This window comes from Candidatus Pelagibacter sp., assembly GCF_052049855.1.
GTDB lineage: Bacteria > Pseudomonadota > Alphaproteobacteria > Pelagibacterales > Pelagibacteraceae > Pelagibacter.
This window is the reverse complement of the sequence record NZ_JBNGZE010000002.1, coordinates 165777-177393: the sequence shown is the minus strand read 5'-3', so window position 1 is coordinate 177393 and position 11617 is coordinate 165777. Positions and strand designations below refer to the sequence as shown.

The window sequence follows — 11617 nt, the reverse complement described above, 5'->3', positions numbered from 1 at the left end:
TTGGATCGTTATTTAATAGACTAATAGAAAAAATTTAATATAAAAAGGCATCTGTAGCTATTAGCTAAAAATAAGATGGCAACGTGGCGGAATGGTTACGCAGAGGATTGCAAATCCTTGTATCCCGGTTCGATTCCGGGCGTTGCCTCCAAAAAAAATCTTGTTTTAGTTACAAAAAAAAGTAAGTTGACTTTTTTACATTCCTCGGTAGCTCAGTTGGTAGAGCAGTTGACTGTTAATCAATTGGTCGCAGGTTCGAGTCCTGCCCGAGGAGCCAGAAATTAAAAAAAAAAAAAAATTATCTCTTAAGTTTAAACTAGGGTCTTAATTAAAACTTGAATTAAACTGCTTTTGAAATTCCAGAACCTGAAATTTGTAAAGATTTATTAAATTTTAATTTTTGGTCAGCATTAAGCTCTGAATATAATTTTACTAAAAAATTATAATTAACATTCATGTGACCTTCTTGTGATTTTTCTAAATTCACTAAATATTCTGAAAAATCTTCAAAGAAATAGTTAATTGGTACTTTTAAATAATTTGCAAGTTGCAGTAATCTTATCGAGCTTACTCCGTTGGTTCCTTTTTCATATTTTTGAATTTGTTGAAATGTAACGTTTATTGCTTTTGCTACTTTAGTTTGTGTTAAACCTAAAGCTAACCTTCTTAGCTTAAGCTTATTGCCTAAGTGTTTATTGAAATTATCTTCCATTAAGACCCCTCTTAATTAAATTTTATAAAGTCTATTCAACCTATTTATTAATGTTACTGCAATAGAAAAATTTATTTTTTTTCTTAAGAAATTTGGAATAATCAAAACACTGTCAAGCATTAGTTGAATGCGAAATAAACAAATTTCAATTGCTTTAATATAAATTTATTGCTCAAAAGTTATATATTTTTTATAGTATTTGACTTAAAAACAGCTTAGTCCTATCACTCTTAGGATTAGCAAAAAACTCTTTAGTTTCAGCTCTTTCAACAATCATTCCTTCATCCATAAAAATAACCTCATCGGCTACCTCTTTAGCAAATCCCATTTCATGGGTAACAACTATCATTGTCATACCTTGGTTTGCTAAATCAACCATTACGTCTAAAACTTCTTTAATCATCTCTGGATCTAGAGCTGATGTAGGCTCATCAAACAACATTATTTTTGGTTCCATACAAAGTGCTCTAGCAATGGCAACTCTTTGTTGTTGACCACCTGATAATTGACCAGGAAATTTATGTGCTTGGTCAAGAATTTGAACTCTTTCTAAATGTTTTAAAGCTAATTCTTCAGCATCTTTTTTTGGCATTTTTTTTACCCAAATTGGTGCAAGAGTACAATTATCTACAATTGATAAATGAGGGAATAAATTAAACTGTTGGAATACCATTCCAACTTCTGCTCTAATTTGTTCAATATTTTTTGTATCCTCGGTTAAAGTGTTTCCATCAACAATAATATCACCTTGCTGATGTTCTTCTAATCTATTGATACATCTAATTAATGTAGATTTACCTGATCCTGATGGACCACAAACAACGATTTTTTCTTTTGGTTTGACCTCTAGATTAATATCTTTTAAAACCTGAAAATCGCCAAACCATTTATTTACATTTTTTATTTGAATAATACTGTCAGACATAATTTATCGCTCTGTTTTATATTTCTGTTCTAGATTATAGCTATACTTACTCATTGCATAACAAATAATCCAGAAAATTATTGCAGCAAAAACATAGCCTTCCATAGCAAAGCCTAACCACTCTGGATTAGTTTTGGCTAAATTTAACATTCCTACTATTTCAAGCAAACCAACTACAAATATTAGAGGAGTATCTTTAACTAGTGCTAAAAAAGTATTAGCAATACCTGGAATTACTAATTTTAAGGCTTGAGGAAGAATTACAAATATATGCATTCTCCAATAACCCATACCTAATGATTTTGCAGCTTCGTATTGACCTCGTGGTAATGCTTGTAAACCTCCTCTGATAACCTCGGCAACATAAGCTGCTTCAAATAAAGAAATAGCTATTATACATCTCACTAATTTATCTATAAAAAAATCTGCAGGTAAAAACATTGGAAACATCACAGCAGACATAAATAAAACTGTAATTAACGGAACACCTCTCCAAAATTCAATAAAACCAATTGATATATATCTTATTAATGGAAAATCTGATCTTCTACCAAGAGCAAATGCCATTCCTATAGGAAAACAGAAAATTAAACAGAAAAATGAAATTATAAATGTAAGTGATAATCCTCCCCAAGCTCCAGTTTCGACCCAATTTAATCCATCAAGTTTACCTAGTTCAATTAATTCCTCGTAAAAGATGAAATATTTCAAGGCAATATAAAGAGTGATTGGCACAAATATAAAATAATAAAATTTAAATTTACTTGGAATAAAGAAACCAATAATTATTGAAATTACTGCTGCAATTATTCCATAAGAAAAGTCAAAAAATATAGGACCACCTGATATAAAAAAGAAAATAAATAGGAATGCTATAAATGGATAAATTACAACATAATATAAAGTTAAATATTTTTTAAATTTTTCTGTAGCAAAATATCCTACAGAACCCAAAAGAGCTAAAGCAATAAAAGATAAATTTATTCTCCATTGTTCTGCATTTGGATACATTCCATACATAAATCTTCTAAACCAGACTTTAATGTAAGTCCAACAAGCACCAGTACCTGAGCAAACATCTTTACTATCACCAGCAAAACTTGCATCAACCAAAAACCAACTTAAAACTGGAGGTATTGATTTAATAATAATAAAAATAATTAATAGGGATAAGATTGCATTAAAATTATTTGTATTAATATTTTTATTTACTTGATCTAGAAATTTATTACCACTGTGTTCAATTCTAATAAAATACAGTCCTATAAAACCTAATATAATTGGAATTATAAAGCTTAATGATGCAGGTAAAAATCCAGTGATGTTTAAACTAAAGAATGAATTAAGAAAAACATCAATAACACTAATAACAAATAAAAATGAACCCATATATAAAAAGGTAGTCAAATTATCTTTATCTGGTTTTAAAAAATTAATTTTTGACATTTATTTTTCCTTAATAGCAATTTTTTTATTGTACCAATTCATAAGAATTGAAATAGAAATACTTAAGCTTAGGTAGGTAAGCATCGTTATTGAAACTATTTCAATCGCTTTACCTGTTTGCATTAATGCTGTTCCCGCAAAAACTAACACTAGATCAGGATAGGCAATTGCAGCAGCTAATGAAGAATTCTTAGTTAAATTTAAATATTGGTTTGTTGTTGGTGGAATAATAATTCTTAACGCTTGTGGCATAACAACTAATTTTAAAACTTGGTTAGGATTCAATCCAATTGATGCAGCCGCTTCTTTTTGACCTTTACCTACACCTTGAATTCCAGCTCTTACACACTCGGCAATAAAAGTTGCTGTATATAATGCCAGTGATAAAGTTAAAGCTATTAACTCAGGGGGTAAGCTTATGCCACCTTCATATTTGAATGAAGTTGTAGCTAATTGCTTTAATTTAGGAATTTCAAACGATAAACTTACGCCTCCAACTAAAAAGCTAAGTAAAGGTAATATAAAAATTAAACCTACCGATATCCAAAAAACTGGTAACTGTTTACCTTGTGTTTCTTGAACCTTTCTTGCATGAATTCTAATTACAACTATTGCAATTATTGCTGCAATTATTGAATATAAAAATACATTGAGATTTTCCCAAATAAATGCTGGAACATATAAACCTTTAATCGTTAAGAAAAAAACACCCAACATTGCATCTGCATCCTGAGGCAAGGGTAAAGCTCTTAAAGCAGCAAAATACCAAAAAAATATTTGTAAAAGTAATGGGATATTTCTAAAAAATTCCACATAAAAAGCAGCGAACTGATTTATTAAATAGTTTGGCGAGAGCCTTGCAACACCTACAATAACACCTAAAATTGTTGCTATAATAATTCCAATTACAGAAACTAAAATAGTATTAAGTAAACCAACTAAATAAGCTCTAAAATATGAATGTGATCCATCATATTCAATAAGAGAAAACTGAACATCAAAAGATGATTCCTGAGAAAGAAACCCATATCCAAAATCAATACCTCTATTCTCCATATTGATTTGAGCGTTATATGTAAAAAATCCAAAAACTAATACTACAACTAAAACGGTAATTAATTGGGGAATGATTTTTTGTAATTTCAGGTCCATTTGAACGCTTATAAAAAAAAGGGCTAGAAAAATCTAGCCCTTTTTAATTAGTTAAATGCGCAATTATCTTGCAGGTGGTACATAAAGAATTCCACCTTTAGTCCATAATTCATTTGGACCTCTGTCAGGTAAAATTCCTGTGTCAGCTATATTTCTTTTGTAGCTTTCACCATAGTTACCAACTTGCTTAATAATTCTTAAGCTCCACTCATTGTCTAGACCAAAAGCAGCACCTAATTCACCTTCAGCACCAACTAATCTTTTTACAGCTGGGTTGTCTGAAGTTTTCATTGAGTCTGCATTTGCAGAAGTGATTCCATACTCTTCTGCTTCGATCATAGCATTTAAAGACCATCTAACGATATCTTCCCATACAGAGTCACCTTGTCTTACAACTGGTCCTAAAGGCTCTTTAGAAACAGTTTCAGGTAATACAATGTGTTCATCTGGATTAGACATTTTAGTTCTTTGTGCAGCTAGACCTGATTTATCAGTAGTGTATGTATCACATCTACCAGCATCATAAGCAGCTACGACTTCATCAGCTTTTTCGAAAGCAACTGGCTCATAAGAAATTCCTTTAGAGTTAAAGAAGTCTCTCATGTTTAACTCAGTTGTTGTACCAATGTTTGTACAAGCTGAGATACCATCTTTAAATTGGCTTGTTGAAGTAATACCAGAACTTTTTCTAACCATGAAACCTTGACCATCGTAGAAGTTTACTCCAACGAAAGTAAGTCCGATATCAGCATCTCTAGAAAGAGTCCAAGTTGTGTTTCTTGATAAGATATCAATCTCACCAGAAGTTAAAGCTGTAAATCTTTCTTTAGCACTTAATGGTGTAAACTTAACTTTGTTTGCATCACCTAGTACTGCAGCAGCTACCGCTCTACATACATCAACATCGATACCAGTCCAATTTCCTGCAGCATCAGCATTAGAAAACCCTGGAAGACCTTGAGATACTCCACATCTTACAAAACCCTTCTTTTGAGTGTTTTTAAGTGTTTTAGATTTTTTAGCAGCCATAGTTTCTGTTGTAAAAGTAAACAACACCGCAACCATAGCAACTAAAGAAGTTAATTGTTTTAAGTATTTAAACATTATTCTTCCTTTATGTTATTTTTATTTGTTAACAAATAATTCAAAATTGCTTTTGAATATCTTTAATTTAAGCATGTAAGAAAATAGTGTTCAAGAAAAAATAATAAATTAATTGGATTTAATTCAAATTCTCGTCAAGTAAAATTATACATGATTAATGCGTTAAAAACTAAGAAATGGCGCGCCCTGAAGGATTCGAACCTACGACCCTCGGTTTAGAAAACCGATGCTCTATCCAGCTGAGCTAAGGGCGCAATAATTAATGATATATATAATACTAAATTAATTTTTAAAAAGAAATTTTTTAGCTATTAAAAATAATGATAAAAGTTCAACTCTTCCGATTATCATAAAAAAAATAAGAAAATATTTAGTTAAATAGTGTAAATTTTGAAAATCAAAGTCAGGAACACCATAAGCAGAGGAATTAACTGTATTCATTAAGGTTAATACAGCTAATTTAAAAGAATACTCAAATTGAATATTAGATAAAGATAACAAGATGGTTAAAGAAAAAAGAGAAATAACAAAAATTAATATTGTTAAAAAATATTTATTTATGTCTTTTGTATCAAAATTAATTTTTGTAAAAACAAGTTTATTCATAAATACATTTTTTGGCCTACTAAAAGAAAGAATTTGGTTAATAGAATACTTAGTTAAAGAATATATTTTTAAAAACCTTAAGCCTGAGCTTGTAGAAAAAAAAGATCCACCAACAATTACAAGTAAGATGTATATAAAATTTAAGTTATCTTGATCAACTTCAAGCGAGATACCTATATTAGAAATACTGCTAACTAAAGATAAAAAACTGTATGTGAAATTAGTATCATAACTAAAAAAAACAAAAAATATACTTGCAACTATAATAAAATATAAAAATAAATGTATATCCTCATAAAAAAAATTTAGATTTTTATTTCTTAAAAAAATTAAATTGTATGTAAAAAAAATGCTAAAAAAAGAAATTAACATTAAAAAAGAAAATACTATAATTTGAAAATCATTTATCAGAATTGACGAAAGTTCATTCACAGGAAGAAATCCTCCCGAAGAAATTATCGTCATTGCTAAGTTCAGTGAATTAAATGATCTAATTCCAAGGATATTTAGAATAATAAAAATTGCTATAGTTAATCCCGAATATAACAAAAGAATTTTAATTGATTGTTTTAAAATCTCGGAAGAATTAAAAGAAAAAAAATTAGTTAAAGATTTTTTTAAACTTTCGTCATAAATATCAATTAAAAAAATAATTGAATATAAAAAATACAATCCACCTATCCATTGTATTGATGATCTCCATAAAATTAAGCCTTGATCAATATGTTTAATATTTTCAAAGACTGTAAAACCTGTTGATGTAAATCCAGAAACAGCTTCGAATAAAGAATTTAAAAAAGACAAATTATAAATACTTAAATAAAAAGGTATCGATAAAATCAAAGGCATTAAAAAATATCCCAATAAAACAGTTAGAATTTTTTCAAATATTGAAGGTTTTTTTTGATCAGTTTTAATTTTATAAAAAATTATTCCAATCACTGCAGAAATAATTAAGCTAAAGTAATATGTATTTAGATTTAGATATAAATTAAAGTAATAAGAATAAATAATATTAAAAAAAGAAAAAACAGATATTAATATTAAAAAGAAACTTAATAAATAATATTAAAAAAAGAAAAGAAAGAAATTACTATAAAAAAAAAACTTAAGTATTTTACTCTAAAAAATGACATTTAATTAAATAGAACTAATTCTAAATATATTTTCTACTACTGAAATTGAGTCTTTCTTAGCTAAAAAAACAACTTTATCATCTTTTTGGAAAACAAAATTTGATCGAGGTATAATTACTTTATTTTCTCTTAACACAGCACCTATTCTTATTTCTTCAGGTAAGTTTGAATTTTTTAATTCTTTATTAATTAGTTCTGAGGTTTCTATAATTTCAGCTTCAATTACCTCATATTCACCATTCATAATTGTATAAGCGGTTTCAATTGTACCTTTATGAATATGTTTCAAAATACTTGAAACAGTATTCATCCGAGGATCTATAAGATCATCAATTTTTAAAGAATTTTGTAACAAAGAATAATTTGGCTTATTAATTAAAGCCATTGTTCTTTTGTCATCCACATCTTTTTCATCTTTTGCAAATTTTTCAACAAGAACACTTACCATCAAATTATCCTCATCATCATTTGTTAAAGCGAGAACTGTTTCAGCTTCCTGTAAATTAGCCTCCACAAGAACTTCCTCATCTAAAGCATCTCCATTAATGATAATTGTATTATTTAATTCATTAGCAAGAAATTCTGCTCTATCTTTATTTTTTTCAATAATTTTTACTCTTGCTGCATCCAAAGTTTCTTCAATGTTTTTAGCTAAATTAAAACCTATGTTACCACCACCTACAATTAAAATATTTTTAGATACTTTTTCATCATGTCCAAAAACTTCTAAAGTGTCTGACATTTGTGATGAATTGATTAATACATAAATTTTATCATTTTTTCTTACATCATCGTTTTTCTTTGGAATTAAAAATTTTTCATCTCTTATTATTCCAATAATGTTTGCATCTAAATTGGGATGTTTTTTTGTTAAATCATTAAGCTTGATGTTAATTAATTTACAATTTTCATTAATTAAAATCTCTAATAATCTGATTTTATTATCTGCAAATGGAACACTATCTAGGGCTCCAGGTGCCTCAAGTTTTCTTTGAATTGATTTTGCAATTTCAATTTCAGGAGAAATAATGACATCTATTGGTAAATTTTCTTTATTATAAACTCTAGTAAATCTTGGATTTAGATAATCTTGAGATCTTATTCTAGCTATTTTTTTTGGAATTTTAAAAATTGAAAATGCTATTTGGCAAATAAGCATATTAATTTCATCGTTTCTAGTGACTGCTATAATCATATCAGTCTCTGCTGCGTTAGCTTTTTCCAGTATAGAAGGATAAGTTCCTTTTCCTACTATAGCTTTAACATCCAATGAATCGTCAATTTTTTGAATATCCTCACTCGATGGGTCGATAACAGTTATAGAATGACCTTGTTCACTAAGCTGTTTAGCTATAGTGAACCCCACTCTTCCAGCTCCACAAATGATTATATTCATCTAATTATATTCTTTGATGCCTAAACCTTTTAATTTTCTATGTAATGCGCTTCTTTCCATTCCAACAAAATTTGCAGTTTTTGAAATATTTCCATTAAACTTTTTCAGTTGAATAGTTAAATACTCCTTTTCAAACTTTTCTCTAGCTTCTTTTAATGGCACAGAAAGGCTATTTTCAGCCAATTGATCATTAAAATTTGTATTTTTTAAAGATTCCTTAATAATATTTGAAATTTTATCCTTAGTATCAGGTTGTAATATTGCTATTCTCTCAATTAAGTTTCTTAACTCTCTAACGTTACCATGCCAATTATGATTAAGTATGTAGCTATTATTTTCATCTATGTCTAATTCCTTGATGTTGTAATTTTCAGATATTTTTTTTGAAAAATATTTAATTAATAAAGGAATATCAGAAATTCTTTGATTTAATGGTTCAATATTTATTTCAAAAACATTAATTCTATGAAATAAATCTTCCCTAAAATTTCCAATTTCTATTTCTTTATTCAAATCTTTACTTGAGGAACAAATTAATCTTACATCCACACTAACATCGTTACTGCCATTAACTCTTTTAAATTTTTGATCAGTTAAAACTCTTAATATTTTAGATTGTATGTCTAATGGTATTTCTGAAACTTGGTCTATTAATAATGTTCCTTTATTTGCTTTTTCAAGAGCACCATATGATATAGAGCCATTTTCTTTTTCTTCACCAAATAATTCCAACTCATATTTGTTGATATCAAGTAAAGCACCATTTAGAATAATAAATGAATTTTTGCTCCTAGAAGAAGCTTTGTGGATTTTTCTAGCAATTAATTCTTTTCCCGAACCTGAAGGACCACTTATAAAAACTCTACTTTCAGTTACTGAAATTTTTTTAATTTGATCAATTATATTTAATATATTTTTGCTATTTCCTATTAATTCATAAGATGAAAATAATTTACTCTCATATTCTCTATTTTGTTTTTTTAAATTAAAGTTTTCAACTGCTCTTTTTATAAAATTAAGTAATCTTTCCTGATCAAATGGTTTTTCTATAAATTCAAATGCTCCATGTTGCAAAGATTTGACAGCCATTTCAATGTTTGCGTGTCCAGATATAATTATAACTGGTGTATCTTTATTTTTAGATTTAATATGTGAAAGAAGTTCAATACCATCATTATCTCCTTTATCTAACTTAACGTCAAGTATTGCTACATCAGGTAGTTTTTTATCGATCTCAGCTAGAGCCTGATTATAATTAGCTGCTAATCTAGTTTTATAACCAGCATCTATAATTAGCTCATTAATTATATTCCTGATATCAGCGTTATCGTCTACGATTAAAATTTCTTCACTCATTATTGTTTTAAAAATATCATATTAATTTTTGCACCATTTTTAATTGGTATAAAATCTATTTTTCCATTGTGATCATTAATTATTTTATTAACTATTGATAATCCTAAACCAGTTCCATTTTTTTTAGTCGTGAAATATGGATTAAGTATGTCTTTAATATTATTTTTTAATTCGCTAAAACCAACACCATTGTCTTCTATAATTACTTTAATGTGGCTATCATATTCACTAAGTTCAATAGCAATATTTTTAGTGAAATTGTTATTGTTTTGAGCTTTTTGATTGATGCTTTCTATAGAATTTTTAATCAAATTTAAAAAAACTCTACTAATTTGTTCTTTATCACTTTTCAACAATATTTTATCAAAATTATTATTAAAAGAAATATAAATTGAATTGTCTAATTCTTTGAGTAAATTTATATTTTCTTTAATAATACCCACTAAATCATTTTCTCTAAAAATAGGTTTGGGCATTCTTGCAAAGTCAGAGAATTCATTAACTAATTTTTCGATTTGTTTAATTTGGTTATTTATAATTTTTAAATTATCTTTAAAATTTTCAATTTCAATTTCATTTAATTGATTAGAATATTTATTTTTTAATCTATCTATAGTTAATTGAATTGGTGTAAGTGGATTTTTAATTTCATGAGCAAGTTTTCTCGCCAAACTTCCCCATGCCTCATATCTTTCATTTATAATTAACTTGTCTTGCTGGTTTTTAAGTCTGTCTATCATCAAGTTGAAATTTTTGTTTAAGGTTTCTAAATCTTTGTCGGTTTTTACTTCAGGGACTTTTGCATTAAAATTTCCTTGTCCAATAGATGTTGATGCAATAATTAAATTATTGATAGACCTAAAAAACCTAGATGAAAATCTGATCGCAATAGTTATGGATACAAATAATAGAACACTAACAACTATGATATAAATAATAGCAAATGAGATTTTAATTCCAGTACTTTTTTCCTCAACTGTATAGTAAAAATTAATAGCTTCTTCGGACTCTGTTAAATACCTTGAAATATCTTTATCTAAATATTTAACAACATATAAAAATCTATCTTGAAAATTTTGCAGTCTCATTATTGCAGCAGAAATATTTTCAGGTGCATTAATAATCTTTAAAGGACGATCATCATCCAAAACTAAATTTAAAGCTCTATCAACTGGAGGAGTATATAATTGATCATCATTTAACGTTGAAAATAAAAGATTTTTATTAATATCTATTATGTGTACCTCATCAACATTCCTTATCAATTTTTGTGTATTTAAAAATCTCTTATATTCATTTGAATCATCATTTAAAAATTTTTTACTTTTATTCGTATCGAATGCAATCAAAACAATATCAGATTGAATTTTATTTCTAATTTCTTCAACATAATTTCTTGCTAACTCATAAGAGTTGTTAACGACTGTGGTAACTTTTTTGTCAAAATACTTCTCTAAAGCAAAGGAAAATAAAAATAATGAGAATACTGAAATTAATACAGATGGAATTAAAGTAAATAATCCAAAATAAGTAATGTATTTTTTGTTTGATTTTAAACCATCTTTATCAATATCATTCTTAATAGCTGTCTTAATCTCAATAAAAATAAAAACAAAAAGTGCTATTAAAAGAACAATGTTTAGAAATAATAAAATTTGTAAATTTCGATCTGTTAACTCAATAAATCCTTTATCTATAAAAGTTAAAAAGGTTAAAAAACCTATCGATAATGTGATAATAAATAATATTATTAGATATATATTTTTTTTAATAAATTCGTACAT

Annotated in this window: 9 protein-coding genes and 3 tRNA genes; 2 read left to right on the top strand and 10 right to left on the bottom strand. The window is 27.3% G+C overall.

Translation table 11 applies throughout. From position 1 onward, the window contains the following. The first annotated feature begins 77 nt into the window (after nucleotides 1-77). Both ACTT9X_RS02985 and ACTT9X_RS02980 read left to right on the top strand, forming a co-directional pair. Nucleotides 78-151: transfer RNA gene (locus ACTT9X_RS02985), tRNA-Cys, on the top strand. A 50-nt stretch (nucleotides 152-201) separates the two neighbouring features. Further along, a tRNA-Asn gene (locus ACTT9X_RS02980) sits at nucleotides 202-277 on the top strand. Nucleotides 278-340: 63 nt separating this feature from the next. Here ACTT9X_RS02980 and ACTT9X_RS02975 read toward each other — a convergent pair. From ACTT9X_RS02975 to ACTT9X_RS02930, 10 genes are all read right to left on the bottom strand, one after another. Then, nucleotides 341-712, bottom strand: a complete 372-nt coding sequence (locus ACTT9X_RS02975) for a helix-turn-helix domain-containing protein (protein ID WP_075504160.1) — start codon at nucleotides 710-712, stop codon at nucleotides 341-343. A gap of 190 nt (nucleotides 713-902) precedes the next feature. Next, complete coding sequence (locus ACTT9X_RS02970; protein ID WP_440934206.1) at nucleotides 903-1637, bottom strand: amino acid ABC transporter ATP-binding protein; 735 nt, start codon at nucleotides 1635-1637, stop codon at nucleotides 903-905. 3 nt (nucleotides 1638-1640) lie between these two features. Next, nucleotides 1641-3083 (bottom strand): amino acid ABC transporter permease, encoded by a 1443-nt coding sequence (locus ACTT9X_RS02965; RefSeq protein ID WP_440934205.1) that lies wholly within the window; start codon nucleotides 3081-3083, stop codon nucleotides 1641-1643. Continuing rightward, a complete protein-coding gene (locus ACTT9X_RS02960; RefSeq protein ID WP_440934642.1) occupies nucleotides 3084-4229 on the bottom strand; it encodes an amino acid ABC transporter permease in 1146 nt (381 codons plus the stop codon). 69 nt (nucleotides 4230-4298) lie between these two features. Further along, nucleotides 4299-5339, bottom strand: coding sequence for an amino acid ABC transporter substrate-binding protein (locus tag ACTT9X_RS02955; protein WP_075484502.1), 1041 nt, complete (start codon nucleotides 5337-5339; stop codon nucleotides 4299-4301). Nucleotides 5340-5516: 177 nt separating this feature from the next. Continuing rightward, a tRNA-Arg gene (locus tag ACTT9X_RS02950) sits at nucleotides 5517-5593 on the bottom strand. Nucleotides 5594-5621: 28 nt separating this feature from the next. Further along, nucleotides 5622-6887 carry a TrkH family potassium uptake protein gene (locus ACTT9X_RS02945; protein WP_440934204.1) on the bottom strand — a complete coding sequence of 422 codons (1266 nt, stop codon included), beginning with the start codon at nucleotides 6885-6887 and terminating at the stop codon, nucleotides 5622-5624. Nucleotides 6888-7085: 198 nt separating this feature from the next. Then, nucleotides 7086-8477, bottom strand: coding sequence for a Trk system potassium transporter TrkA (gene trkA, locus ACTT9X_RS02940; RefSeq protein ID WP_440934203.1), 1392 nt, complete (start codon nucleotides 8475-8477; stop codon nucleotides 7086-7088). Continuing rightward, nucleotides 8478-9833, bottom strand: a complete 1356-nt coding sequence (locus ACTT9X_RS02935; protein ID WP_440934202.1) for a sigma-54-dependent transcriptional regulator — start codon at nucleotides 9831-9833, stop codon at nucleotides 8478-8480. It abuts the gene before it with no gap. Continuing rightward, nucleotides 9833-11617 carry an ATP-binding protein gene (locus tag ACTT9X_RS02930; RefSeq protein ID WP_440934201.1) on the bottom strand — a complete coding sequence of 595 codons (1785 nt, stop codon included), beginning with the start codon at nucleotides 11615-11617 and terminating at the stop codon, nucleotides 9833-9835. Before ACTT9X_RS02930 ends, ACTT9X_RS02935 begins: the two co-directional genes overlap by 1 nt.

What these genes read in the sequence shown, in the direction of transcription:
- ACTT9X_RS02970 (WP_440934206.1), bottom strand. Translation starts at nt 1,637, where the DNA reads ATGTCTGACAGTATTATTCAAATAAAAAATGTAAATAAATGGTTTGGC.
- ACTT9X_RS02965 (WP_440934205.1), bottom strand. Translation starts at nt 3,083, where the DNA reads ATGTCAAAAATTAATTTTTTAAAACCAGATAAAGATAATTTGACTACC.
- ACTT9X_RS02955 (WP_075484502.1), bottom strand. Translation starts at nt 5,339, where the DNA reads ATGTTTAAATACTTAAAACAATTAACTTCTTTAGTTGCTATGGTTGCG.
- ACTT9X_RS02975 (WP_075504160.1), bottom strand. Translation starts at nt 712, where the DNA reads ATGGAAGATAATTTCAATAAACACTTAGGCAATAAGCTTAAGCTAAGA.
- ACTT9X_RS02935 (WP_440934202.1), bottom strand. Translation starts at nt 9,833, where the DNA reads ATGAGTGAAGAAATTTTAATCGTAGACGATAACGCTGATATCAGGAAT.
- trkA (WP_440934203.1), bottom strand. Translation starts at nt 8,477, where the DNA reads ATGAATATAATCATTTGTGGAGCTGGAAGAGTGGGGTTCACTATAGCT.
- ACTT9X_RS02930 (WP_440934201.1), bottom strand. Translation starts at nt 11,617, where the DNA reads ATGTACGAATTTATTAAAAAAAATATATATCTAATAATATTATTTATT.